At 67.6% G+C, this 24,825-nt stretch carries 20 protein-coding genes; 7 read left to right on the top strand and 13 right to left on the bottom strand.

Annotated elements, in window-relative coordinates:
- Positions 1-162 precede the first annotated feature (162 nt).
- Complete coding sequence (locus LGM42_RS00800; protein ID WP_226231308.1) at positions 163-5,004, top strand: NAD-glutamate dehydrogenase; 4,842 nt, start codon at positions 163-165, stop codon at positions 5,002-5,004.
- A gap of 31 nt (positions 5,005-5,035) precedes the next feature.
- On the opposite strand, the gene LGM42_RS00795 is transcribed toward LGM42_RS00800, so the two are convergent.
- The 6 genes from LGM42_RS00795 to LGM42_RS00770 all read right to left on the bottom strand — a co-directional run bounded on the left by LGM42_RS00795 (position 5,036) and on the right by LGM42_RS00770 (position 10,006).
- Positions 5,036-5,899 (bottom strand): class I SAM-dependent methyltransferase, encoded by an 864-nt coding sequence (locus tag LGM42_RS00795; RefSeq protein ID WP_226231307.1) that lies wholly within the window; start codon positions 5,897-5,899, stop codon positions 5,036-5,038.
- Positions 5,900-5,906: 7 nt separating this feature from the next.
- On the bottom strand, positions 5,907-6,257 hold the full coding sequence (locus LGM42_RS00790; protein WP_059584906.1) for a VOC family protein: 351 nt from the start codon (positions 6,255-6,257) through the stop codon (positions 5,907-5,909).
- A 1-nt stretch (position 6,258) separates the two neighbouring features.
- On the bottom strand, positions 6,259-6,435 hold the full coding sequence (locus LGM42_RS00785) for a ribbon-helix-helix protein, CopG family (protein ID WP_059639659.1): 177 nt from the start codon (positions 6,433-6,435) through the stop codon (positions 6,259-6,261).
- 115 nt (positions 6,436-6,550) lie between these two features.
- Positions 6,551-7,381, bottom strand: a complete 831-nt coding sequence (locus tag LGM42_RS00780; RefSeq protein WP_226231306.1) for an arylamine N-acetyltransferase family protein — start codon at positions 7,379-7,381, stop codon at positions 6,551-6,553.
- Between the two features lie 126 nt (positions 7,382-7,507).
- Entirely contained in the window at positions 7,508-8,194 is a 687-nt protein-coding gene (locus LGM42_RS00775; RefSeq protein ID WP_226231305.1) for a hypothetical protein, read from the bottom strand.
- A 327-nt stretch (positions 8,195-8,521) separates the two neighbouring features.
- The gene (locus tag LGM42_RS00770) at positions 8,522-10,006 is read right to left on the bottom strand and encodes an amidase (protein WP_226231304.1); all 1,485 of its coding nucleotides are present in this window, start codon (positions 10,004-10,006) and stop codon (positions 8,522-8,524) included.
- Between the two features lie 367 nt (positions 10,007-10,373).
- On the opposite strand from LGM42_RS00770, the gene LGM42_RS00765 reads away from it, so the two are divergent.
- The 3 genes from LGM42_RS00765 (at position 10,374) to LGM42_RS00755 (ending at position 12,157) form a co-directional block, all read left to right on the top strand.
- Entirely contained in the window at positions 10,374-10,808 is a 435-nt protein-coding gene (locus LGM42_RS00765) for a universal stress protein (RefSeq protein ID WP_226231303.1), read from the top strand.
- A gap of 476 nt (positions 10,809-11,284) precedes the next feature.
- Positions 11,285-11,533 carry a hypothetical protein gene (locus LGM42_RS00760; RefSeq protein WP_059584900.1) on the top strand — a complete coding sequence of 83 codons (249 nt, stop codon included), beginning with the start codon at positions 11,285-11,287 and terminating at the stop codon, positions 11,531-11,533.
- A 150-nt stretch (positions 11,534-11,683) separates the two neighbouring features.
- A complete protein-coding gene (locus LGM42_RS00755; protein WP_059584899.1) occupies positions 11,684-12,157 on the top strand; it encodes a nuclear transport factor 2 family protein in 474 nt (157 codons plus the stop codon).
- A gap of 24 nt (positions 12,158-12,181) precedes the next feature.
- Here LGM42_RS00755 and LGM42_RS00750 read toward each other — a convergent pair whose 3' ends face one another.
- Positions 12,182-12,946, bottom strand: coding sequence for a BPL-N domain-containing protein (locus LGM42_RS00750; protein ID WP_413227406.1), 765 nt, complete (start codon positions 12,944-12,946; stop codon positions 12,182-12,184).
- 392 nt (positions 12,947-13,338) lie between these two features.
- Between LGM42_RS00750 and acnB the strand changes: the two genes are divergently transcribed.
- Positions 13,339-15,924, top strand: a complete 2,586-nt coding sequence (gene acnB / locus LGM42_RS00745; protein ID WP_059584897.1) for a bifunctional aconitate hydratase 2/2-methylisocitrate dehydratase — start codon at positions 13,339-13,341, stop codon at positions 15,922-15,924.
- Between the two features lie 146 nt (positions 15,925-16,070).
- Here the strand turns inward: acnB and LGM42_RS00740 are convergent, their stop codons facing one another.
- Positions 16,071-16,472, bottom strand: a complete 402-nt coding sequence (locus tag LGM42_RS00740; RefSeq protein WP_226231301.1) for a PPC domain-containing DNA-binding protein — start codon at positions 16,470-16,472, stop codon at positions 16,071-16,073.
- A gap of 317 nt (positions 16,473-16,789) precedes the next feature.
- Here LGM42_RS00740 and LGM42_RS00735 point away from each other — a divergent pair, with 317 nt between their 5' ends.
- Both LGM42_RS00735 and LGM42_RS00730 read left to right on the top strand, forming a co-directional pair.
- A complete protein-coding gene (locus LGM42_RS00735; RefSeq protein ID WP_226231300.1) occupies positions 16,790-17,692 on the top strand; it encodes a hypothetical protein in 903 nt (300 codons plus the stop codon).
- A 169-nt stretch (positions 17,693-17,861) separates the two neighbouring features.
- On the top strand, positions 17,862-18,788 hold the full coding sequence (locus tag LGM42_RS00730) for an ADP-ribosylglycohydrolase family protein (RefSeq protein WP_226231299.1): 927 nt from the start codon (positions 17,862-17,864) through the stop codon (positions 18,786-18,788).
- Positions 18,789-18,906: 118 nt separating this feature from the next.
- Here LGM42_RS00730 and LGM42_RS00725 read toward each other — a convergent pair whose 3' ends face one another.
- From LGM42_RS00725 to LGM42_RS00705, 5 genes are all read right to left on the bottom strand, one after another.
- Positions 18,907-19,455, bottom strand: a complete 549-nt coding sequence (locus tag LGM42_RS00725) for a GNAT family N-acetyltransferase (protein WP_059584893.1) — start codon at positions 19,453-19,455, stop codon at positions 18,907-18,909.
- 169 nt (positions 19,456-19,624) lie between these two features.
- Positions 19,625-21,025, bottom strand: coding sequence for an MFS transporter (locus LGM42_RS00720; RefSeq protein WP_059639668.1), 1,401 nt, complete (start codon positions 21,023-21,025; stop codon positions 19,625-19,627).
- A gap of 38 nt (positions 21,026-21,063) precedes the next feature.
- Positions 21,064-22,308, bottom strand: a complete 1,245-nt coding sequence (locus LGM42_RS00715) for an NAD(P)/FAD-dependent oxidoreductase (protein WP_226231298.1) — start codon at positions 22,306-22,308, stop codon at positions 21,064-21,066.
- The gene (locus LGM42_RS00710) at positions 22,305-23,267 is read right to left on the bottom strand and encodes a VOC family protein (RefSeq protein ID WP_226231297.1); all 963 of its coding nucleotides are present in this window, start codon (positions 23,265-23,267) and stop codon (positions 22,305-22,307) included. The genes LGM42_RS00715 and LGM42_RS00710 overlap by 4 nt, the downstream gene beginning before the upstream one ends.
- 18 nt (positions 23,268-23,285) lie before the next feature.
- Positions 23,286-24,776, bottom strand: coding sequence for an aldehyde dehydrogenase (locus tag LGM42_RS00705; RefSeq protein ID WP_226231296.1), 1,491 nt, complete (start codon positions 24,774-24,776; stop codon positions 23,286-23,288).
- Positions 24,777-24,825 lie beyond the last annotated feature (49 nt).

Raw genomic sequence — 24,825 nt, 5'->3', positions numbered from 1 at the left:
ACACGGGCGGCGTCGCTTCGGCGTCGTCTGCCCGGTGCCGCACCCTAACCCTACCCCGCGGCGCCCGCCGCCGTTGTGCGCCCGCACATCGCTTCGTCACGCAATCGGCGCATAATGCGGGGCAGACGCAGCAGCCGATGGCCACCCGACGAGGAGACCGCCATGGAAGCGAAGAACGAGGAAGTCGTCGCACACCTGCTCTCCGATGTCGTCGAATTCGCGCGCGCTCGCCTGCCCGACGCCACGTTCCGGATCGTCGAACCCTTCCTGCGTCATTACTACGACTTCGTCGATGCGGACGATCTGCAGAGCCGCGGCATCGCCGACCTGTACGGCGCCGCGATGGCGCACTGGCAGACCGCCCAGAAATTCGTGCCCGGCAGCGAACGCCTGCGCGTGTACAACCCGATCCTCGAGCAGCACGGCTGGCATTCCGACCACACGGTGATCGAGATCGTCAACGACGACATGCCGTTCCTCGTCGACTCGGTGACGATGGCCATCAACCGTCTCGGGCTCGCGCTGCATTCGGCGCTGCATCCGGTGTTCCGCATCTGGCGCGGCGCCGGCGGCGGTATCGAGCGGGTCGACGCGGGCGGCGCGACGTCCGGCGACGGCCAGTCGCAACTCGCGTCGTTCATCCATTTCGAAGTCGACCGCTGCGGCGACGCCGCGTTGCTCGACACGCTGCGCGAGGACATCGCGCGCGTGCTCGGCGACGTGCGCGCGTCGGTGGAAGACTGGCCGAAGATCGTCGACATCGCCCGCGCGACGATCAAGGAGATGAAGGCGCGCGAATCGACCGCGGAGGACATCGAGGCACGCGCGTTCCTCGAATGGATGGCCGCCGATCACTTCACGTTCCTCGGCCAGCGCGACTACGCGCTCGTATCGGACGGCACGGGTTTCGGCCTGCGCGGCATCGAGGGCTCGGGCTTCGGCATCCTGCGCGAATCGTTGCGCACGTCCGGCGCGCCCGACGTGACGCCGCTGCCGCCGGCCGCCGCCGAGATCATCACCGGCCCCTGGCCGATCTTCCTGACCAAGGCGAATTCGCGCGCGACCGTGCACCGGCCCGGCTACCTCGACTACGTCGGCGTGAAGCTCGTCGGTGCGGACGGCAAGGTCACCGGCGAGCGCCGCTTCATCGGCCTCTACACGTCGACCGCCTATTTCGGTTCGTTCACCGAGATCCCGATCGTGCGCCGCAAGTGCGCGAACATCGTGCGACGTGCGGGCTTCCTGCCGAAGGGGCATCTCGGCAAATCGCTCGTGACGGTGCTCGAAACCTATCCGCGCGACGAACTGTTCCAGGCCGACGAAGACCGGCTCTACGACATCGCGCTCGGCATCCTGCGCCTGCAGGAACACCAGCGCACGCGGCTGTTCGTGCGCCGCGACCGCTTCGACCGCTTCGTGTCGTGTCTCGTGTTCGTGCCGCGCGACAAGTACAACACCGATCTGCGCCGCCGCATCGCGAAGCTGCTGGTCGATGCGTACAACGGCGTGAACGTCGAGTTCACGCCGCTGCTGTCGGAATCGGCGCTCGCGCGCATTCATTTCGTCGTGCATGCGGAACCGGGCACGATGCCCGACGTCGACACGCGCGAGCTCGAAACGCGGCTCGTGCAGGTCACGCGCCGGTGGCAGGACGATCTCGCCGACGCGCTGCTCGACACATTCGGCGAAGAGCAAGGCAACCGCCTGCTGCAGCGCTATGCCGATTCGTTCCCCGCCGGCTATCGCGACGACTACCCGGCGCGCACGGCCGTGCGCGACATCGAGCTGATCGAGCGCGTGAAGGACTCGGGCCAGCTCGCGATGAACCTGTACCGCCCGATCGAGGCCGAGCCGCGCGCGTTCCGCTTCAAGGTGTATCGCGCGGGCGACCCGATCGCGCTGTCGCGCAGCCTGCCGATGCTCGAACATCTCGGCGTGCGCGTCGACGAGGAGCGGCCGTACCGGATCCAGACGCAGGACGCCACGCATGCATGGGTACACGATTTCGGCCTCGAGCTCGCCGACGATACCGAGTTCGACATCGAGCGCGTGAAAGGCCTGTTCGAGGATGCGTTCGACCGGATCTGGAGCGGCCGGATCGAGAACGACGACTTCAACCGTCTCGTGCTGCGCGCGCACCTGAGCGCACGCGAAGTGACGATCCTGCGCGCGTATGCGAAATACCTGCGGCAGGTCGGCTCGACCTTCAGCGACGCGTATATCGAACGCGCGCTGACCGGCAATCCGGCGATCGCGCGGCAACTCGTCGCGCTGTTCCTGCTGCGCTTCGACCCGCGCATCGGCGACACGCGCGACGTGCAGGCCGAACGGCTGCTGAAGGCGATCGAAGGCGCGCTCGACCAGGTGCCGAACCTCGACGAGGACCGCATCCTGCGCCAGTTCCTCGGCGTGATCAACGCCACCGAGCGCACGAACTATTTCCTCGCCGACGCGAACGGCGAATCGAAGCCGTACCTGTCGTTCAAGTTCAACCCGGCGAAGGTGCCCGGCCTGCCCGAACCGAAGCCGATGTTCGAGATCTGGGTGTATTCGCCGCGCGTCGAGGGCGTGCACCTGCGCGGCGGGCGCGTCGCGCGCGGCGGCCTGCGCTGGTCGGATCGCCGCGAGGATTTCCGCACCGAGGTGCTCGGGCTGATGAAGGCGCAGATGGTGAAGAACGTCGTGATCGTGCCGGTCGGCTCGAAAGGCGGCTTCGTCGTGAAGAACCCGCCGCCGCAGACCGATCGCGAAGCCTGGATGCGCGAAGGCATCGCGTGCTACCAGACGTTCCTGCGCGGGCTGCTCGACCTCACCGACAACCTTGCCGGCAACGCGATCGTGCCGCCGCCCGACGTCGTGCGCCACGACCCCGATGATCCGTACCTGGTCGTCGCCGCCGACAAGGGCACGGCCACTTTCTCCGACTACGCGAACGCGATCTCGCACGAATACGGCTTCTGGCTCGACGATGCGTTCGCGTCCGGCGGCTCGGTCGGCTACGACCACAAGAAGATGGCGATCACCGCGCGCGGCGCGTGGGAATCGGTGAAACGGCACTTCAGGGAGATGGGCATCGACACGCAGACGACCGACTTCACCGTGGTCGGCGTCGGCGACATGTCGGGCGACGTGTTCGGCAACGGGATGCTGCTGTCGCCGCATATCCGGCTCGTCGCCGCGTTCGATCACCGGCACATCTTCCTCGACCCGAACCCCGACCCGGCGACGAGCTTCGCGGAGCGCCAGCGCATGTTCGCGCTCGAACGCTCGAGCTGGGCCGACTACGACGCGGCCGCGATTTCGCCGGGCGGCGGCGTGTATCCGCGCACCGCGAAGACGATCCCGCTGTCGCCGGCGGTACAGGCCGCGCTCGGCATCGACGCGCACGCGCTGCCGCCGACCGAGCTGATCCGCGCGATCCTGCAGGCGCCGGTCGACCTGCTGTACAACGGCGGCATCGGCACCTACGTGAAAGCCGCGCGCGAAACCCACGCGCAGGTCGGCGACCGCGCGAACGACGCGGTGCGTGTGAACGGCGCGGACCTGCGCTGCAAGGTCGTCGGCGAAGGCGGCAATCTCGGCTGCACGCAGTTCGGCCGCATCGAGTTCGCGCAGCGCGGCGGCCGCATCAACACCGACGCGATCGACAACTCGGCCGGCGTCGATTGTTCGGATCACGAAGTCAACATCAAGATCCTGCTCGGGCTCGTCGTGTCCGACGGCGAGATGACCGAGAAGCAGCGCAACGCGCTGCTCGCCGAGATGACCGACGAAGTCGGGCTGCTCGTGCTGCGCGACAACTACTACCAGACGCAGGCGCTGTCGATCGCGGGCCGCTATGCGGTCGAGCTGCTCGACGCCGAGGCGCGCCTGATGCGCTGGCTCGAACGCGCGGGCCGCCTGAACCGCGTGATCGAATTCCTGCCGACCGACGACGAAGTCGCCGAGCGGCAGGCCGCGAAGCTCGGCCTCACGTCGCCGGAGCGCGCGGTGCTGCTCGCGTACAGCAAGATGTGGCTCTACGACGCGCTGCTCGAATCCGACGTGCCCGAGGATCCGCTGGTAGCGGCGATGCTCGTCGACTACTTCCCGAAGCCGCTGCAGCAGCGCTTCAGCGAGCCGATGCGCCGCCATCCGCTGCGCCGCGAGATTCTCGCGACGCACCTGACCAACGCGCTCGTGAACCGCGTCGGCTGCGCATTCGTGCACCGGCTGATGGAGGAAACCGACGCGAAGCCCGGCGACATCGTGCGCGCGTGCATCATGGCGCGCGACGTGTTCGACCTCGATGCGGTGTGGCGCGACATCGACGCGCTCGACAACCGCGTCGCCGACGACGTGCAGGCGCGCATGTTCGTCGACGTCGCGCGGCTGCTGGAACGCGCGGCGCTGTGGTTCCTGCGGCACCTGCAAGCGGGCGCGGTGGCCGACGGCGGCGTCGCCGAGCTGATCGCGCGCTGCCGCGACGCCGCACAGCGGCTCGCGCCGCAACTGCCGTCGCTGCTGCCGGCCGACGATCTCGATGCGCTGTCCGAGCGGCAGCGCGTGCTCGTGGATGCCGGCGTCGACAGCGCGCTCGCGGTACGCGTCGCGAGCGGCGACATCTCGGCCGCGCTGCTCGACATCGCCGAAGTGGCCGCGACCAGCAACCGCAGTCTCGAACTCGTCGCGGGCGTCTATTTCTCGCTCGGCACGCTGCTCAATTACGGGTGGATCGGCGAACGCGCGGCGACCCTGCCGACACCGACGCACTGGGACATGCTCGCGCGCGCCGCCGCACTCGCGGAAGTCGCGCGGCTCAAGCGCACGCTCGCGACGAGCGCGCTCGCGGAATCGCCGGACTCGACCACGCCGGACACGATCGTCGGTGCGTGGCGCGCGCGCCGCGAGGCCGCGCTCGCGCGTTACGAGCACCTGCTCGCGGATCTGCGTGCGTCAGGCGGCGCGAGCCTCGCGGTGCTGCTCGTGGTCGTGCGGGAAATGGCCGTGCTCGAACGCGCGTGACCGGTCTAACCGGGATGACGAACGTGCCGGGTCAGACCGTCGCGACGAGCAATTCTTCCGCGCGGTTCGGCGGCCGCAGGCCATCCGTGCGGTCGGCGAAATAACGGCGCGTCAGCTCGGCGGCCGACACGTGTTCGGCCTTCGCGAAGCCGGCCTCCCGTGCAAGCGCCTGGATCTGGTCCGGCATGAAGAAGCTGATGAACGGCGTGCCGCTCGCCCGCGCGCCCTTCGCGGCCATTTCCATCCCTGGGCGCACGTCCGGATCCGCATTGTCCAGCGGCAACAGGAACGTCATCGCGAACGTCGAACCGGGTGCGAGCGACGCAACTTCGCGCAGCGCGGCCGCATTCGCTTCGCGCGTCAGGTACATGCTGACGCCGGTGGACACCACGACCGCCGGCTGGCCGGCATCGAAGCCCGCGCCGACGAGCGCGTCGCGCCACGACTGCTTCACCTCGAAATCGACCGGCACGAAGCGCAGCCAGTCGGGCACGCCGAAGCCGAGTTCGACGAGGCGGCGCTGCTTCCAGCGCTGCGGCGCCGGCTGGTCGACTTCGAATACCGTCACGCACGACGCCATGTCCGGCCGGCGCTGCACGAAACTGTCGAGCCCCGCGCCGAGGATCACGTACTGGCTCACGCCGCGCGCGACCTGCTCGGCCACGAGGTCCTCGATGAAGCGCGCTCGCGCGACGATCGACGCACGAAACGGCCGCGTGAACTGCGGATCCATGTCGCCGCGCTGCTGCCAGCCGGGTGCCGGCGCGAGCAATTGCAACCCGATCTCGTCGGCGAGCACATGCGGCGGCGCGTCGAGTTCGACGTGCAGCGCGCGCCACAGCGCGACACGCGCGGCCGTGCTGTCGAGTGCGTCGTCTTCGCGGATATCCGTCATGTCGACCTCATGCGCCCTGCTTGCCCGGCGCCTGCAGGCGCCACACGCGACCGTCCGGATCGCGCACGGTCATGTCGCGCGTGCCCCAGTGCGTGTCCTCGAACGGGGTGACGACATCGACGATCGGCTGCGGCTGCACCGCCTGCTCGTCGGCCACCTTGATGACGACCTGCATGTCGGGCTTTTCGCTCGGCGGCACTTCGGCGATGAACAGGAACGGGCCGTCGCCGCTGCGCAACTGGCCCGACTGGTGATCGGTTTCGAATTCCAGCCTGAAGCCCAGCGCCTGAAAGAACTTCGCCGACTTGCCCCAGTTGTGCGTGGTCAGGTACACAGCTTCGATCCGTTCGGACGACATGTCACTCCTCCTTGTTGGACGGCTCCGCGCCGGGCGGCGGCGCGGCCAGATACGCGCGCAACGCGTCGGCCACCAGCGCGGACAGCGATTGCTCCGTCTCGATGGCGCGATGCTTGACCTGCCGGATCAGGCCGAGCGGCAGGTACACGTTGAATTGCTTCACTTCTTCGTCGGTCATGGGTACTAGTATGCTAGCAATCTAGCAAAAGTCAAATACGGATGGGCTGAAACGATTGGATTGAAACGGCGCGCGGCCCGCGAGCAGGCCGCTTGCCGTGCATCGTCTGCCCGCGTTACCTCGCGCTGCGCGCCGCAAGCCGCACGAACAGCGCGTCGAGATCGAATCCCGCCGTATCGATGCCGATCGTGTCGCGCAGGCACGCGGCCCAGTCGGCTGCATTGTCGAACGCAATCGTGCGCCCGGCCCCCGCCGCGTCGCGCAGCGTCAGCACGGTATTGAGCAGCGCCGCGCGGCCGTCCGGCAGCACGCGGCACGCGATCAGGTCGTTCACGAAGATCGATTCGGGATACGTCGACGTGAACCAGTTCGCGGCTTCGTAATCGATCCATTCGGCCGGCTTCAGCGAGAAGCGGTAAGTCGTCTGCCAGCCGTCGGGAATTTCGAACTGCATGTCGAATTCGCCGTCGACCGGTGCGTCGATCACGCGGAACGCGCCGTGCGGCGTCAGTTGCCGCTCGCCCGGCACGAAGCGCAGCGGCGCGGTCAGCGTCGCGCTGCCGAAGCCGATGTCCGCGAGCCACGCCGCGCCGTCGAGGTCGATGCGCAGCAGCATGTGCGTCTGCGCGGTGACGATCTCGGGCGGCCGCATCCAGCGCACGCGCGCGATCAGCGGCGTCACGCGAAAGCCGATCGTCGTGAGCGCGGTGTAGAACAACTTGTTGAGTTCGAAGCAGTAACCGCCGCGGCGGCGTTCGATCACCTTGTCGACGATCGCGGGCAGGTCGAGCGCGACGCGCGCGCCGGTCAACGGATTGAGGTTTTCGAATGGAATCGCCTGCGGATGCAGCAGGTGCAGGCGGCGCAGCACGTCGAGCGTCGGCTCGGCCGGGCCGTCGTAGCCGATGCGGGAGAAATAGCGCGAGAGGTCGAACGAGTCAGTCATGAACCGGCACCGATAAAAGGAACACGCCACGATAGCATCGCGCGAAATCCCCATGGTGTGCGGGACTATCGTTCGTGGCCGGCGCGCGCGATGCCGGCGACGCATCGCGCACGCATCCGCGCGACGTTACGGCAGCAGCTTCAGTGCGGACGACGCAACCGACGGCACCGAAATGCCTTGGCTCGTCGCGAACTGCACGGCCTGGCTGAGCGTCGCCGCGAGCGATTGCAACTGGCTCGGCGCGCTTTGCGCGATATACGACGCGGCCTGCATGTTCTGCGGATTCAGGCCCGATTGCAGCAGCGACGCGGCGCTCGTCGAGCCGAGATTGCCGAGTCCCGACTGCAGTTGCGAATACTGCGTGAGCCCCTGCCCGAGCGATGCAAGCCCGTTGCTGAACGCCTGCTTGTCGATCGGGCCGTGCGTGGCGCCGCCGCTCGCGAACGCCTGGCCGAGCGCCTGCGACACCGATTGCTGCGCGCCGCCCATCTGCGACAGCGTGGCCGGCGACAGCGCATCGCCGCCGGACAACTGGCTCGCGGCCTGCTGCGCCTGCCCGGCCGCGCCCGTCAGCCCCATCGCCGATGCGAGCGACGACTGGCCACTCAGCACCTGCTGGTTCGCGCCGACATAGGCCTGCAGCAACTGCGCGACACCGCCCTGCGCCGGCGCTGCCGCCTGCTGCCCGCCGCCGAGCAGCGACGCGCCGATCGACTGCAGGTCGAGCTGCGCGTGTGCGGTGCCGCTCACCAGGATGCCGAACGCGATGCCTGCCGAGGCCAGATACCGGCCCGTCGCGCGAATGTGCTTCATGTGTTTTCCTCGTGCCCGAATGATCGAGGCAATATTGTCGAAGCGCGTCGCGCGCCGCCGCAACGACTGAAACACATCGAAACGAAATCACGCCGCGCCGCCGCTTGCAATTCGGCGACCGACGGGCCCCGTCGCGCGGATTCGCGTACGTTTGCCGCGCGATGCCGTGCACGCGTTGCGATTCTTTCTCCGGTTGCATCAATGAATGCCGGCTCCCGCCTGCGCCGGCGAGCTTCAAGTCGAACGATGCAAAACGAAACGGGCAGCTCGCCGCCGCCCGTTTCGTCACCCGCCTACCCGCCTACCGGCCACCTGCCGGCCGCGGTATCACGCCGCCATCCATGCCGGCACGCGCCGCGTCACCCAGTCGGCCGCCTGCTCGTAGCCGCGCGCAAGCTGCAGCACGGCGAGATCGGCGCGCGGACGCCCGATCAGCTGCATCCCCATCGGCAACCCCGCGTCGTTGAAGCCGACCGGCACGTTGATCACCGGGCAGCCGGCGAGCGTCCACGGCACGACTGTTTCCATCCAGCGGTGGTACGTGTCCATCGCGCGCCCCGCGATCTCCTGCGGCCAGCGCTGTTCGACGTCGAACGGGAATACCTGCGCGGTCGGCGCCGCGATGAAGTCGTAACGATCGAAGAAGCTCAGCACCGCCTGATGCCACGCGGTGCGTTCGACGCTCGCGTCGAACACGGCCGCGCCCTGCATCGCGAGCAGCCCTTCGACCTCGTAGATCGCCTCGGGCTTCAGCAGCGCGCGGCGCACCGGGTCGCGATAGTGCGCGAGCAACCCGCCGCCCGACAGCAAGTGCCGGTGCGTGAGCCACAGGCGCCAGATCCGGTCGGGCGCGAACGCCGGCAGCGCGGCATCGACGTCGCAGCCGATCTCGCGCAGCGTCGCCAGCCCGCGCTCGCACTGCGCGAGCACGCCGGCCTCCGTCGCGAGATAGCCGTTCCAGTCGCCCACCCACGCGATGCGCTTGCCGCGCAGGTCCGCGTCGAGCGGTTGCGCGAACACGGCCGGATCCTCCGCGAGCGACAGCGGATCGTTGCGGTCGTAGCCGGCCTGGATCGCGAGCAGTTGCGCGACGTCGCCGACGGTGCGGCCCATCGGCCCTTCGATGCCGAGCTGCTGCATGAACACGTCGACGCCCGGCCAGCGCGGCACGCGGCCCTGCGACGGACGGAAGCCGTAGACGTTGCAGAACGCGGCCGGATTGCGCAGCGATCCGCCGAAATCGCTGCCGTCCGCCACCGGCAGCATCCGCGACGCGAGCGCGGCCGCCGTGCCGCCGCTGCTGCCGCCCGCGCTCTTCGTCAGGTCGTACGGGTTGCGCGTCGCGCCGTAGACCTCGTTGAACGTGTGGGAACCGAGCCCGAACTCCGGCGTATTGGTCTTGCCGATGAAGATCGCACCCGCCGCGCGCATTCGCGCGACGCCGACGGAATCGGCCTGCGGCACGTTCTCGCGGAAGATCGGCGAGCCGTAGGTCGTCCGCAGCCCCTTCGTCATCGCCAGATCCTTCGGCGCCTGCGGTATCCCGTGCAGCCAGCCGCGGTACTCGCCGCGCGCCAGCGCCGCATCCTTTTCCGCGGCTTCGGCCAGCAGCGCATCAGGCTCGCGCAGCGCGACGATCGCGTTGACCGCGCCGTTCACACGCTCGATGTGATCGAGATACGCACGCATCGTCTCGACGCACGAAACCGCCTTGCTGCGGATCGCCGCCGCGAGCTCACCGGCCGACAGGCGCACGATCGGATCGACGGAAATGGAAGCGGGGGCGAGAAACTGCGGGGCGCCGTGCGGCATGCGGGGTCTCCTGGAATCGGATCGAATGGCGGGCCGCTCGACGGCGCGCGCTCCCATGCCCGCCGGGAGGCGGCCGCGCCGCGGCCGATACTCTACTCTACGTGACGCCGGATGCTCGACCTCCGATATTTTCCGTCGCGATTCATTGAGGATTCGACTAAATCCGGGCGCCAGACGCCGCGCTGCCCAGGCCGCCACGCCCGATGAAATCGTTTATGCGCATAAATTTAAATTTCTTATATTTCTAATAGGCGCGTCATGTGCCGGCGCCCGTTAACGACATTTTTACGCGGCCGCGCGATCTCTTTAGATGGCCCGGCCTGGCCGCGCGCTACGCTGGAAGCATCCCGTTTCCTGGATATCGCTCATGCTCAAGCTGCTGGTTCCGGTCGGCCATTCGCCGCGCTCGCTTCAGGCGGTTCGCCACGCGACATTCCTGTATCGCGAGCGCTGCGCATCGGAGGTCGTGCTCATCAACGTGCAGGCGCCGCTCGAATCCACGCGGCTCGAGGCCTATCACCCGCTGTCGCGGTTGCGCGCGATCGAAGAAAAATTCGCGGCCGGCGATCTGGCGATGGCAGAGCGGATTCTGAAGGAGGCCGGCGTCAAATACACCGTCGAGGTGAAGGTCGGCCCGGTGGCCGATACGATCGCGGCCGTGGCGGCCGAGACCGGCTGCGACGAGATCGTCGTGGTCGCGCCGCGGCATGATCCGCTGCATGCGCTGATGTCGGTGTTTCGGCGCAGCGTGATGGGCCGGCTGGTACGGATTTCGACTGTGCCAGTGACGGCGGTGCAATGACGGGAGCGGCGCGTCACGCGTGCGCCCCGGGCGCACGCTGTCGCGCAGCGCTTATTTGATGGCCTTGCGCCAGAACACGAAATAGGCGGCCGCCGAAGAAGCCAGCAGCAGGATGGCCCACATCGGGGCAAGACTGATCAGGACGGAAGAGACGTTCAACATTTGGATTCCTCACTATTTCGACAGCGATATTCAACATTTGCCTGCTTGCCGGACCCGATGGGTCGACCCCGCATCGCGTTCCGTCAAATCATGCATTCATGCTATCGCCTTGAACGGCCGCGCGAGCGCCGCCGCCCGCCCGCACCCTGACATTCGTCAAACTCGAGCGCATTGCCCGCCTCTCCAGCAACGGCGGAAAAACAGGACGGGATCGCCCTGCCCCGCCACCGCTTTCAGCAGACGTTTACCGGGGGAAGCCCCAAGTGCTTCGTCGGACGTGTCCGCGTTACGCTTGAGCGACGAGGAGACGAACCATGAGACGAGCCGTACATATCGCTGTTTTCGCGCTGCTGGCCTATCTCATCGGCGATCGCGCGATCCTGCACGCGCAGGGCCGCGACGCCAGCCCGCTCGCATGCGAGCAAGGCGCCGCGCAAGTGAAGGCCGATGCGCTCGGCCGCGGCTTCGGCGAAGCCGCCGCCGGCAGTCAGAGCGAGGCCTTCATGTCGGGCTGCCTGGTGACGGGACGCAGCAGCCAGGACGTTGCGATGGCGGCCCGCTGACGCGTATCATCCGGCGGCAAACCAGCCGCGCCCGAGCCGGCCGCGCCTGACATGGCTCGCGCGGGCGTCGGCTCGCGCTGCCCGCCGCCGCTTTTCCGTTCGACGTTTCGACGAACGTCACACCCGCCTCCCCGCGCACTCATACCCGACATGACCGATCCGAACACCGCGTTGATCCAGCGCTTCTACACGGCCTTTCAGCAGCGCGACATCGATGCGATGCTCGCGTGCTATGCCGACGACATCGTGTTCAGCGATCCCGCGTTCGGCGAACTGCGCGGCGAACTCGCGCGCGACATGTGGCGGATGCTGGTCGCGCGGGCGCAGGAATTCTCGCTGACGTTCGGCGAAGTCGCCGCGGACGGCCAGGCCGGGCGCGCGCAGTGGAGCGCGCATTACCGGTTCGCCGCGACCGGCCGAATGGTGGTCAACCGGATCGATGCGCGCTTCCGGTTTCGCGACGGACGCATCGTCGAGCATCGCGACCATTTCGACCTGTGGCGCTGGGCGCGTCAGGCGCTCGGGATGAAAGGCGCGCTGCTCGGCTGGACGCCTTTCATGCAGCGCGCGATCCGCGCGCAGGCGCGGAAGAATCTCGACGCGTATCGCGCCAAACGGCGATAAACCGCGCGCGCCGCGGCAGCTCCGCTAAGGCTTCATCGTCGCGTCGATCAGGTCGTAGGCCAGGTCCGGCACCACGCCGTCCGGGTTCTCGAGACCATTCTGGCGATACCAGCTTTCATCGGCCTCCGGATGCGGGCCGGCAAGGCCCACGCGCCCTTTGCCGTAGCGGTACGTGGCAGCCGCGATGTCCTTGTTCGGGTAGATCGCCAGCACAGTCCCGCCGGAGCCGATCGGCGCGACCGGGAGCCTCGCGCCGTCCTGAAAGTAGATCCAGCGCTTTTTCCCGCGCCACACGACCGGCGTCACCGTGTCGGCGATGCCGTGAAGCGTCGAACCCGGCCGGCCGACCTCGGCGTCGATATCGCCGGCAACCAGCCCGAAACCCTGCGCGCCGGCCAGGTAGGCGCCCATGCATAGTCCGAGATATCGGCCGCCGTTCGCTACGTATCGCCGCACGGCCCGCATTTCGTTTCGGCCGATGCTGGCTGCCGCGCCGGGAATGTCCTGCCCGCCGCCGGGCTGCACGTAGAGCGCCGCACCGGCCAGCGCCGCGGGCGTGATCTTGAGCTTTTCCGCCGGCCCCACGTAGATCACCCGGAACCGGTGGGCCGATTCCCGCAGGCGTCTGGCGATGGTTTCGGCGCACCCGTCGCACGCGGCAGGACCGCGATAGACCAGCGCGACGGGCCGGCTCGCCGGATCCCGCGTTTCGTCGCCGGGCGCGGCCGCGTGAACGGTCGGCGACGCGACGAGCGCCATCATCAGGAAAATCGCGTCTCTGGAGCGCATGTGGTGGATCGCCGGAGTCAAGGGAATCGCTGCCGCCCGGGGCGAATCGACAGGCGCGCGACGACCCCCGCCTCCCGTTCCGACACTCGATGCAAGCCGCGTGACAGCAAGCGTAGCGGCCCGAACGCGCCCGGTGTGTACCGTTTCCTGCGCGCTTGTGCAGATATGTGCGACACCGACGGACCTGAACCGACACCCCAGCATCCGCCCGACAAGGCCGGCTGCGCCATACGGCCCCGCCCCGCCTTTCACACCCCCAAGTCTTATATAAGACATAAGACATTTGACGTTCCAGACCATTGAGACTAGAATCCCGCTCAAAGCAGTGCCTGGAATAGCCCCGGAGTGCCGGCAAGGCCTTCCCCTCCAACGCAATATCAGCAGGTCTCCCCATGCTTGAAAACTTTCGTGCTCACGTGGCCGCCCGCGCCGCGCTCGGTATTCCTCCCCTGCCGCTGACGGCTCAGCAAACCGCCGAACTGGTCGAATTGCTGACGAACCCGCCCGCCGGCGAAGAGCAGACACTGCTCGACCTGATCACCCATCGCGTGCCGGCCGGCGTCGACGAAGCCGCCCGCGTGAAGGCCGGCTTCCTGGCCGCCGTGGCCAAGGGCGAGACCGCCTGCCCGCTGATCTCGCGGGCGCGCGCGACCGAACTCCTCGGCACGATGCTCGGCGGCTACAACATCCAGCCGCTGATCGAGCTGCTGTCCGACGAAGCCGTCGCCGCGGTCGCCGCCGACGCGCTGAAGAAAACCCTGCTGATGTTCGACCAGTTCCATGACGTGAAGGAACTCGCCGACAAGGGCAACGCGCACGCGAAGGCCGTGCTGCAGAGCTGGGCCGATGCCGAATGGTTCACGAGCCGTCCGGAAGTGCCGGAAAGCCTGACCATCACCGTCTTCAAGGTCACGGGCGAAACCAACACCGACGACCTGTCGCCAGCGCCGGACGCCACCACCCGCCCCGACATCCCGATGCACGCGCTGGCGATGCTGAAGAACGCGCGCCCGGGCATCACGCCGGAAGAAGACGGCAAGCGCGGCCCCGTCAAGTTCATCGAATCGCTGAAGGAAAAGGGTCACCTGGTCGCGTACGTCGGCGACGTGGTCGGCACGGGCTCCTCGCGCAAGTCGGCCACCAACTCGGTGCTGTGGTTCACCGGCGAGGACATCCCGTTCGTGCCGAACAAGCGCTTCGGCGGCGTGTGCCTCGGCGGCAAGATCGCCCCGATCTTCTACAACACGATGGAAGACGCCGGCGCGCTGCCGATCGAGCTCGACGTGTCGCAGATGAACATGGGCGACGTGGTCGAACTGCGCCCGTACGAAGGCAAGGCGCTGAAGGACGGCAAGGTCATCGCCGAATTCCAGGTGAAGTCCGACGTGCTGTTCGACGAAGTGCGCGCCGGCGGCCGCATTCCGCTGATCATCGGCCGCGGCCTGACCGCGAAGGCGCGTGAAGCGCTGGGCCTGCCGCCGTCGACGCTGTTCCGCCTGCCGCACCAGCCGGCCGACAGCGGCAAGGGCTTCTCGCTCGCGCAGAAGATGGTCGGCCGCGCGTGCGGTCTGCCGGAAGGCCAGGGCGTGCGCCCGGGCACGTACTGCGAACCGAAGATGACGTCGGTCGGCTCGCAGGACACCACGGGCCCGATGACCCGCGACGAACTGAAGGACCTCGCGTGCCTCGGCTTCTCGGCCGACCTCGTGATGCAGTCGTTCTGCCACACCGCCGCATACCCGAAGCCGGTCGACGTGAAGACGCACCAGACGCTGCCGAACTTCATCAGCACGCGCGGCGGCATCGCGCTGCGCCCGGGCGACGGCGTGATCCACTCGTGGCTGAACCGCATGCTGCTGCCCGACACCGTCGGCACCGGCGGCGATTCGCACACGCGCTTCCCGATCGGCATCAGCTTCCCGGCGGGCTCGGGCCTCGTCGCATTCGCGGCCGCCACCGGCACGATGCCGCTCGACATGCCGGAATCGGTGCTGGTCCGCTTCAAGGGCAAGATGCAGCCTGGCGTCACGCTGCGTGACCTCGTCAACGCGATTCCGCTGTACGCGATCAAGCAAGGCATGCTGACGGTCGCGAAGCAAGGCAAGAAGAACATCTTCTCGGGCCGCATTCTCGAGATCGAAGGCCTGCCCGACCTCAAGGTCGAGCAAGCGTTCGAGCTGTCGGACGCGTCCGCCGAGCGTTCGGCTGCCGGTTGCACGGTGCGCCTGAACAAGGAGCCGATCATCGAATACCTGAACAGCAACATCACGCTGCTCAAGTGGATGATCGCGCAGGGCTACCAGGATCCGCGCAGCCTGCAGCGCCGAATCGCGGCGATGGAACAGTGGCTGGCCGACCCGCAACTGCTCGCGCCGGACGCCGACGCCGAATACGCGGCCGTCATCGAAATCGACCTCGCCGACATCCACGAGCCGATCGTCGCGTGCCCGAACGATCCGGACGACGTGAAGACGCTGTCCGACGTCGCCGGTGCGAAGATCGACGAAGTGTTCATCGGCTCGTGCATGACCAATATCGGTCACTTCCGCGCCGCGTCGAAGCTGCTGGAAGGCAAGCGCGACATTCCGGTCAAGCTGTGGGTCGCGCCGCCGACCAAGATGGACCAGAAGCAATTGACGGAAGAAGGCCACTACGGCGTGTTCGGCACGGCCGGCGCACGCACCGAAATGCCGGGCTGCTCGCTGTGCATGGGTAACCAGGCGCAGGTGCGCGAAGGCGCGACGGTGATGTCGACGTCGACCCGCAACTTCCCGAACCGCCTCGGCAAGAACACGAACGTGTACCTCGGCTCGGCGGAACTGGCGGCGATCTGCTCGCGTCTGGGCAAGATCCCGACCAAGGAAGAGTACATGGCCGACATGGGCGTGCTCACCGCGAACGGCGACAAGATCTATCAGTACATGAACTTCGACCAGATCGAGGACTTCAAGGAAGTCGCCGACACCGTGCAGATCTAAGCGCGCAACCGGGCGGCGGCGGGTGGTCGACGTCGCCGCGCACCGCAAGGCGCCGCGGGCCGAATGGCCGCGGCGCCTTTTTTATGCGGGCGGAAAGGACGCAGCGATCGGCGCATCGCGGTGTCGATGCGGCGTTGCCGCCCCGCTCACGAAGGCGCGCTCCGAATCACCAGTTCGTTGAAACCGGTGTCCGCATCCGGCTCGCGCGAAAAACGATGCGCGGGCAGCAGCGCGAGCAGGATCTCGGCCGTCGTGCGCACCACGCAGCCGCTCGCGACGTGGCCGCCCGTCACGCGGCCGGCTGCATCCGAGATCGACATATGTAGATGCGCGCCGTCCGGCGACACCGAGCCGGCCAGCGTCAGGATTTCGAGGTCGCCGCGCAGCTCGGTCGGCTGGTCGGCGCCGGCGAAACGCAACTGCGCGACGCTCAGGCTGCCGATGCCCTGGATCACGAAGGCCGCGTGCGAATCGTGGCGGCGCAACGCCAGCTCGATCGCGCCGCGCAGATCGTCGCCGGGGGAAAGACGCAGAGGATGAGCTTGCATGGTCGATAACCGGTGGGTGGACCGTGATATCGACCAAGCGTACGTTCGCCCGGTGAATCCGGCAAGTCATCCGCTCGCGACAATCCCAGCGCGTCGTTGTCTTCCCGGCGTCGTTTCATCCGCTACCGTTCGACTTTGGGCCACCTGCGCATACGGGCCCCCTGCCGCATGGTTTCGCACCGACCGCAGCGCATCGGTCTTGTTTTTCGTACAGAACGCACATGCGTCCGTCTGAGAACCGACCCTGACGTATGCAAGAATCAGTTCCTCGAGGAAATCCCTGCTATATCGCCCTCTTTCAGCGAACGCCCCGTCGAATGCCCAAATGCCAGAATACGTATGAGCGGTTCCACACCCCGAGCGACGACATTCCCGCGCGGGAAGTCGCGGCGATGAGCGATGAGGAGCGTGCGCGCGCCAAGTCGGCGGGGATCGTGCATGTTCGAAGCTGGCTCGCCATTCTGGTGGTGCCGGTCGTAGTCGGGCCTGCGGTCCCGATACTCGCGTATCTGCTGGGTATGCTTGCATACCGCGGAATGGTCGATCCAACCTTTGATATGGATCGTGCGGTCGGCGAAACAGCCGTCACCGTCATATGGGTCACGGCGCTCTTCATCGCAGCGTGGATCGGCTTGAACTGGTGCGTCGCGACGTACGGTACCCGACAGCGGTACTGGCGCGAAATGCCGTCCAACGGGCATGTCGAATTGGAGCGCCATACGCTATGTTCGGCAATCGTCGTGTGGTCGGACGACTACGATCCGGAACCCGTCTACGTCGAGGAATGGATCGACGGCAAGCTCAAACCCGGCAGGGCCCGAGTAAGGCAGTGGATCCTGGCCCGAACGTCCGTCGGCCATTGGCTGGTGCTGGATCATCGAATTGCGGCAGACAATTGGTACGGACCGCCAACGCTCCCCTCGGAGACGAAACGATTGATCCCGCGGCGAGAATTGGCAATCGCATTTGCACCACGCACCCATATCCGCATCGGATTGAGATGGAGTGGACCGGCGGCGCCATTGACCGTGACGTCCTGTCTGCTGTCTCACGCCGAATGTGAGCGCCTGGCTGCGGCGGCTCACCACCATGCTTTTTTTCCGCCGGACCAATATGGCGTCGTCGATCCCGCCGATGCGGATTGGGTCGGGGAACTCGCCGCCAAGGCACTGGAGCGCGAAGTGCCTGCCGACGTGGCGGCCGGACGAGTATTGACGTAATCGTCGCGGGTCGTTTCAACGACGACTGCGGCTGCCACCGCGCGAAGGCGCCCGACGAACAGTCCGAAAGGGACACCAATTGGCGGCGACGGCATAATGACGGGGCCCAGTTCGAGGTCTTGTGCACGGTCTTCCGCGACGCAAGCCGCCCCAACCCGAATTCGCCTTGATGACAACGATTCCGAACCGACGATCCCGCCTGCGCGGCGGCCTGCTGGGCCTGCTGATCGGCGACGCGCTCGGCGTGCCGTATGAATTCCACGACGCCGCGTCGATCCCGCCGCCTGCCGCGATCGACATGACCCCGCCGCCGGGCTTCGCTCGCGCGCACGGCGGCGTACCGCCCGGCACCTGGAGCGACGACGGTGCGCAGGCGCTCGCGCTGCTCGACGCACTGCTGCGCGAGCACGACCTGAATCTCGATACGTTCGCCGGCAACCTGCTGGACTGGTTTCATCGCGGCGCATTCACGCCCGACGGCCGCGTATTCGACGTCGGCCTGCAGACGCAACGCGCGTTCCATGCGCTGGCGGCCGGCGCCGCGCCCGCGGAGGCCGGGCCCCGCGAGGAGCGCGACAACGGCAACGGCTCGCTGATGCGCTGCTTCCCCGTCGCGATGGTCGCCGCGTCGCGCGACGACGCGATCCGGCTCGCGTACAAGCAGAGCGTCGTCACGCACGGTCACATGCGTTCGCAGCTTTGCTGCGCGCTCTATTGCCTGACGGCGCTGAGGATCGTCGATGGCCAGCCCGCACCCGATGCGGTGCGCGCAGCGGAGAACGAACTGCTCGCGCGCTACGAAGGCACGGCTGACGAAATCGAACTGAAGATCGTGCTCGACGGCCGCTTCGACGCGCCGCAAGGATCGGGTTATGTGGTCGACAGTTTCTGGTCGGCGATCCATTGCCTGCTGTCGACGGGCAGCTATGAGGACTGCGTGAAGCGCGCGATCGCGCTCGGCAACGACACGGATACGACGGCGGCCATCGCCGGCGGCCTCGCCGGCGGGCTGTACGGCGAACAGGCGTTGCCCGACCGATGGGTTGCAACGCTGCGCGGGAAAGACAAGGTCGAGGGCTGGCTCGCGCAGTTGTGAATGCAACCTTACCGGCCGTCGAATCGCACCTGGCGGCCCGAACCCGATGACCCCGCGTCGTTGCATCGACGCGTGCGCGATCGTTCCTGCCGCGAAGTAATCCGCTGCCGCCACAGCATCAGCGTCGATCGCGCGCCAGCAACCCGTACAGCGCACTGTCCGACACTTCGTCGCCGACGATCCAGCGTTCGCGCAGCAGCCCTTCCCGCACGAAGCCGAGCCGTTCGAGCAGCCGCGCCGACGCGGCATTGCGCGGATCGATATCGGCTTCGAGGCGGTTCAGTCGCAGCGTGGCGAAGGCATGATCGATCACGGCCGTCGCCGCTTCGCGCATGTATCCGCCGCCCCAGAACCTGCGCCGCAGGCTGAAGCCGATCTCCGCGCGCCGGCACTGCGCGTTCGCATGGAACAGCGCGCATTCGCCGAGCGCTTCGCCAGTCTCCCGCAGTTCGAGCACGCAAGTCTGGCTCTCCCCGCTCGCGGCGGTCTGCACGTTGCGCGCGATGCGCTCCTCGGCCTGTTCGAGCTGCGTCATCGGCGAGAACGAGAAGTAGCGCATCGCCTCCGCATCGGACCAGATCTCGAAGAATGCGTGTGCGTCGGCGTCGCGAAGCGGCCGCAGGACGAGGCGGGAGGTATTCAGCGTGACGGGTTCGAACAGGGGCATGGCGACGGTCTGATGAAAATCGGGACCGTGAATTAGAACACGTGAGCCGTGCGGCAACCATGGCGCCCGTTGGCAGCGCTCCACATGGAACGACGGACCGCGGCGAAATAAAAGGGCCCGGGGAACATCTCCCGGGCCCGAGTACCTGGACCGTGACTGCCGGCCACGCTTACGCCTCGAGCGCCTCCAGCACCTTCCCCTTCGTCTCGATCCCGACGAAGTGCACGGTCGCCGCCGCGATCAGCGGCACGATGCCGATCAGGTAGAACGCCGGCGCGAGGTTCCCGCCGATGATCGCGTGCGGCACGATCATCGGCGCCGCGAACGACGCGATCTTCAGCCACGCGCTGCCGAGCCCGCAGCCCGACGCGCGGATGCTCGTCGGATACTGCTCCGGCGTATAGACGTACGCGGTAATGAAGCCCGACGCCATCAGCCCGAGCGACAGCGAGCAGAAAGTCGCGACCACATACACCGACGACGCGTGATAGATGCCCGCGAACGCCAGCGACAGCGCGCACAGCACGAACGACCACACGATCACCGGCTTGCGGCCGAGCTTGTCGACCAGCAGCGCGGAGGCCAGCGACCCGAGCACGCCCATCACCGAGCCGATCACCGCGAGGTTCAGCGCGAGCTGCAGCGGCGCGTGATAGAAGTTCTTGTAGATCGTCGGCAGCCAGGTCGACAGCCCGTACTGGATGAACCCGCAGGTCGCCCACAGCGTCGCCACCGCGAGCGTGCGCTTGCGATACGCGGCGCTGAACAGGTCGCTCATCCTGCGCTTCGGATGCTGACGCACCATCTCGTCGAACGCGGCCGCCTGCGTGGCCGGCGGCAGCTCGCCGCGCACCGATTCCTCGAACGCGCCGACCGCGCGCCCGGCTTCCGCGAGCCGCCCGCGCGACGCGAGCCAGCGAGGCGATTCCGGCACGAGATGCGTGAGCACGAGCGACAGAAGCAGCGGCAGCCCGCCGACGAAGTACATGATCTCCCAGCCGAAGCGCGGCACGAGCCACGCGCCGAGCGCCATCGACACGAGCAGGCCGATCGGGAACACGATCTCGTACAGCAGCACGAAGCGGCCGCGGCCATGCGCGCGCGTGATCTCGTTGATGTACGTCGCCGCGACCGGCAATTCGCCGCCGAGCCCGAGCCCCTGCAGGATCCGCAGCAGCACGAACACCTCGAACGTCGGCGCGAAGCCGCACGCGATGCTCGTGATCCCGATCACCGCCGAACTCCACGCGATCGCCTTCACGCGGCCGTGCTTTTCCGCGAGCGCGGGAAACAGGAATGCGCCGATCAACTGGCCGATCGCGCCGGACGCGATCAGCATGCCGATCTGCGTCGGCGACAGCCCCCATTTATGAATCAGCAGCGGCAGCGTCGCCGCGATCGTGATCACGTCGAAGCCGTCGAAGAACGTCGCGGTGCCGATCAGCACGCGCGCACGGATCTGCATCGCGTTGGCCGGCAGCCGCTCGAGCCGCGCGATGATCGCACCGGGCGTGGCGGCGGCAGCTTCCATCGTGGCCCTGCCGGCCACGACGTTGTCGAAAGTGCTCATGCGGGGTATCTCCTGGATCTCTTTCCGGGTTGGGCCGGTCAGGCAAGCGCCTGGGTCGTGTCTGCCAGTGCTTCCGTATCCACCGCCCGGCCCTGGTTCATCCACTTGCGCGCGAGCTTCAACTCACGCGCGTTGTTCACCGCGACGACACCTCTCACATGCCCGTCGCCAACGAAAAACAGCGTCGCACGGCGCGCGGCGAGATCGCCGCGCACGACGAGCTGCGCATCGGCCGGCAGATCGCCGAGGATCTGCAGGTTCACGTCGTACTGATCGGACCAGAACCACGGAATCTCCGCGTACGGTGCGCGCACGCCGAGCACGGCCTTCGCCGCCGCGATCGCCTGGTTCTGCGCGTTGGCCCACGATTCGAGCCGCACGCGCCGCTTCAGCCAGCCGTTGTGATGGTTCGCGACGTCGCCGCACGCGAAGATCGCCGGATCGCTGGTCGCGCCGTATTCGTCGACGACGATGCCGTCGTCGATCGCGAGCCCCGCGTCGCTCGCGAGCGACACGTTCAGCGCGAGGCCGATGCCGGCCACCGCGAAATCGGCGTCGATCGTCGTGCCGTCGGCAAGCGTCGCGCGTACCTTCGACGCGTCATCCGGCAGCGGGTCGAGCGACGCGAGCGCCGCGCCCGTCCGCACCTCGACACCGTTCGAACGATGCAGGTCGAGCAGGAAGTCCGACACGATCTGCGGCACCGAACGGCCGCACAGGCGCGGCGCACCTTCGACCACGATCGCATCGACGCCGAGCTTGCGCGCCGTTGCCGCGACTTCGAGGCCGATCCAGCCGCCGCCGATCACGAGCACGCGCCGGCTCGCGCGCAGCTTCTCGCCGAGCGCGGCCGCTTCGTCGAGCGTGCGCAGGTAATGCAGGTTCGGCGTGTTGACGAGCGCATCGGGCAAGCGGCGCGACGTGCCGCCGGTCGCGATCACGAGCCGGTCGTATGCGATCTCGCGGCCGCTTTCGGTCTTCACCACGCGGCGCGCGCGATCGATCGACGCCGCGCGTTCCGGCTGCCACGCTTCGACGTTCAGCCCATCGAATTCGTCGGGGCGCACGACGCGCACGGTTTCGATGTCGGCGTCGCCGGCCAGCACGGCCTTCGACAGCGGCGGGCGCTCGTACGGCAAGTGCGGCTCGTCGGCGATCATCACGAGGCGGCCCGCGAAGCCTTCCGCGCGCAGCGTCTTCAGCACCCAGCCGGCGGCCTGGCCCCCGCCGATCACGACGACCGTGCCCGGCGCGGCCGATTCCTGCGAGTTCGTTTCGCTCACGATTTGCGCTCCGTCATGAACTTGCCTTCCGGCGCCTTCGCGTTCTTCTGCCGGCGCGTGTTGCCGTCGAGGCCGCCGTCGACCGCCCATTCGGCGAACACGGTCGGGCCCGGCTCGAATTCGCGCGGCTGCCACTCGGGTGTCAGCACGTCCTCGTCCGCGTAGTATTCGATCAATGCGCCGGCCGGGTTCTGGAAGTACCAGAAGTACGCGGACGACACCGGATGACGCCCCGGGCCGAGCTGCGTTTGCCAGCCGCAGCGGTCGATGTGCATGCCGCCGCCGAACACTTCGTGGATGTCGCGCACGGTGAACGCGACGTGGTTCAGGCCGCGTTTTCCATTCGGCAGCGCGAGCAGGAACAGGTCGTGATGGCCGCCGTGCGGCGCGCAGCGCATGAATGCACCGCGGCCCGGGTAACGGTCCGACGTCTCGAAGCCGAGCAGTTCGTGATAGAACGTTTCCTGCGCGTCGAGGCAGTTCGTGAAGAACACGACGTGCCCGACCTCGACCGGCTCCGCACGCGCATAGATCGGGCTCGGCTGGTCGACGCGCAGCGTCTGGCCCCACACGTTCGACGGCGAGCCCGTGATGTCGAGTGCGCGCTTGCGCGTGACTTCGACGCGGATCGACATCCCGTTCGGATCGATGCAGCCGACCGCATCCTCCTGCGCGTAATAGCCGGGCTGGCCGGCGAGCTTCGTGCGCAGCGCGTCGAGTTCCTGCCGCGTCGCGACGCCCCACGTGACTTCACGCAGCGTCGGGCCGGCTTCGAATGCGGGCGGCAGCGACGGATCGTCGGCCCGCACGACCAGCACGGTGCAGCCGTTCAGCGTTTCGAAACGGGCGCGGGTGTCGTCGTGCGCGACTTCCTTCAAGCCCCAGTCGGCGAAAAAGCGCCGGCAGGTGACGAGGTCGTCGACACCGTACGTGATCTGCTCGATTCCCAAGATGCTCATTGCGTCATTCCCCTTCGCTCAGTTCGCCCACGGCAGCGGCGCGTCGTTCAAGCCCCAGTAGAGGCTCTTCTGCTGCATGTATTCGCGGATGCCGAGACGCCCCTTCTCGCGCCCCATCCCGCTCTCCTTCCAGCCCGAGAACGGCGTGGAGATCGAGAACAGCTTGTACGTGTTGATCCACACGGTGCCCGTCTCCAGCGCCCGCGCGATGCGCCACGCGCGCTTGTAGTCGCGCGTCCAGATGCCGGCCGCGAGGCCGAACACGCTGTCGTTCGCCTGTGCGATCAGCGACGCTTCGTCGTCGAACGGCATCGCGACCAGCACCGGCCCGAAGATTTCCTCCTGGCAGATGCGTGCGCTGTTCGGCAAGCCCTCGAGAATCGTCGGCTGATAGAAGAAGCCGTGCTCGCGCCCGTCGCCCGTCGGCCGCTCGCCGCCGCACAGCAGGCGGCCGCCTTCTTCCAGCCCGAGCGCGACGTAGCGCTCCACCGACTCGCGATGCTTCGCGGTGATCAGCGGGCCCATCTGCGTGTCGGGCCGCGTCGGGTGGCCCACGCGCAGCTTGCGCGCGCCGGCCACCAGACGCTGCATGAATGCGTCGTACACCGCGCGCTGCACGAACAGCCGCGACCCGGCGATGCACGCCTCGCCCGACGAGCTGAAGATCCCGTACAGCACGCCGTTGACCGCGTGATCGAGATCGGCGTCGTCGCACACGATCGTCGGCGACTTGCCACCCAGTTCGAGCGACACGGGCATCAGCTTCTCGGCCGCGATGCGCGCGATGCCGCGGCCTACCTCGGTGCCGCCGGTGAACGACACCTTCTTCACCAGCGGATGGCGCACGAGCACGTCGCCGATCACCGAACCCTTGCCCGGCAGCACGCTCAGCACGCCCTTCGGCACGCCGGCTTCCTCACAGATGCGCGCCAGCGCGAGCGACACGAGCGGCGTGACCTCGGCCGGCTTGAGCACCACCGCGTTGCCGCCGGCCAGCGCCGGCGCAAGCTTCTGCGCGTCGGACGCGATCGGCGAATTCCACGGCGTGATCGCCGCGATCACGCCGATCGGCTCGTACACGCTCATCGTCAGGTAATCGCCGCGCGACGGCGTCAGTTCTTCGTCGAGCGTTTCGAGGCAGGCCGCGAAATAGCGGAACGTGTTCGCGGCGCTGGCTACCAGCACGCGCGTCTCGCCGATCGGCTTGCCGTTGTCGCGGCGCTGCAGGTGCGCGAGCGCCTCGTGGCGTTGCATGATCAGGTCCGCGACGCGGTACAGCACCTGCGCGCGCTGGTGCGGTTTGAGCCCGGCCCAGTCGGCGCGGCGCCATGCGGCGTCGGCGGCCGCGACGGCGTCGGCCGCGTCTTCCGCGTTCGCCGTCGACACTTCCATGTTCACCGACTGGTCGGCCGGATAGATGCTCGTGTAAGGCGCGCCACGGCCGCGCCGCCACTCGCCGCCGATCAGGATGTTGCCGTCGGGCACGAGGCTCGTATCGAAAGAAGTCATGTCACCTATCCCACAAATCTGTCTCTGCGCATCCGCCCTCGCCGTGGCG

It is taken from the genome of Burkholderia sp. AU39826, assembly GCF_020419965.1.
Lineage (GTDB): Bacteria > Pseudomonadota > Gammaproteobacteria > Burkholderiales > Burkholderiaceae > Burkholderia > Burkholderia semiarida.
This window is presented reverse-complemented; position numbering and strand designations above follow the sequence as displayed.

Bases quoted from the DNA above. Each gene is read 5' to 3' on its own strand.
- LGM42_RS00750 (WP_413227406.1), bottom strand. From the start codon at position 12,946: ATGCGCTCCAGAGACGCGATTTTCCTGATGATGGCGCTCGTCGCGTCG.
- acnB (WP_059584897.1), top strand. From the start codon at position 13,339: ATGCTTGAAAACTTTCGTGCTCACGTGGCCGCCCGCGCCGCGCTCGGT.
- LGM42_RS00755 (WP_059584899.1), top strand. From the start codon at position 11,684: ATGACCGATCCGAACACCGCGTTGATCCAGCGCTTCTACACGGCCTTT.
- LGM42_RS00760 (WP_059584900.1), top strand. From the start codon at position 11,285: ATGAGACGAGCCGTACATATCGCTGTTTTCGCGCTGCTGGCCTATCTC.
- LGM42_RS00790 (WP_059584906.1), bottom strand. From the start codon at position 6,257: ATGTCGTCCGAACGGATCGAAGCTGTGTACCTGACCACGCACAACTGG.
- LGM42_RS00785 (WP_059639659.1), bottom strand. From the start codon at position 6,435: ATGACCGACGAAGAAGTGAAGCAATTCAACGTGTACCTGCCGCTCGGC.
- LGM42_RS00725 (WP_059584893.1), bottom strand. From the start codon at position 19,455: ATGCCCCTGTTCGAACCCGTCACGCTGAATACCTCCCGCCTCGTCCTG.
- LGM42_RS00765 (WP_226231303.1), top strand. From the start codon at position 10,374: ATGCTCAAGCTGCTGGTTCCGGTCGGCCATTCGCCGCGCTCGCTTCAG.
- LGM42_RS00770 (WP_226231304.1), bottom strand. From the start codon at position 10,006: ATGCCGCACGGCGCCCCGCAGTTTCTCGCCCCCGCTTCCATTTCCGTC.
- LGM42_RS00775 (WP_226231305.1), bottom strand. From the start codon at position 8,194: ATGAAGCACATTCGCGCGACGGGCCGGTATCTGGCCTCGGCAGGCATC.
- LGM42_RS00730 (WP_226231299.1), top strand. From the start codon at position 17,862: ATGACAACGATTCCGAACCGACGATCCCGCCTGCGCGGCGGCCTGCTG.
- LGM42_RS00795 (WP_226231307.1), bottom strand. From the start codon at position 5,899: ATGACGGATATCCGCGAAGACGACGCACTCGACAGCACGGCCGCGCGT.
- LGM42_RS00780 (WP_226231306.1), bottom strand. From the start codon at position 7,381: ATGACTGACTCGTTCGACCTCTCGCGCTATTTCTCCCGCATCGGCTAC.
- LGM42_RS00800 (WP_226231308.1), top strand. From the start codon at position 163: ATGGAAGCGAAGAACGAGGAAGTCGTCGCACACCTGCTCTCCGATGTC.
- LGM42_RS00740 (WP_226231301.1), bottom strand. From the start codon at position 16,472: ATGCAAGCTCATCCTCTGCGTCTTTCCCCCGGCGACGATCTGCGCGGC.
- LGM42_RS00710 (WP_226231297.1), bottom strand. From the start codon at position 23,267: ATGAGCATCTTGGGAATCGAGCAGATCACGTACGGTGTCGACGACCTC.
- LGM42_RS00705 (WP_226231296.1), bottom strand. From the start codon at position 24,776: ATGACTTCTTTCGATACGAGCCTCGTGCCCGACGGCAACATCCTGATC.
- LGM42_RS00720 (WP_059639668.1), bottom strand. From the start codon at position 21,025: ATGAGCACTTTCGACAACGTCGTGGCCGGCAGGGCCACGATGGAAGCT.
- LGM42_RS00735 (WP_226231300.1), top strand. From the start codon at position 16,790: ATGCCCAAATGCCAGAATACGTATGAGCGGTTCCACACCCCGAGCGAC.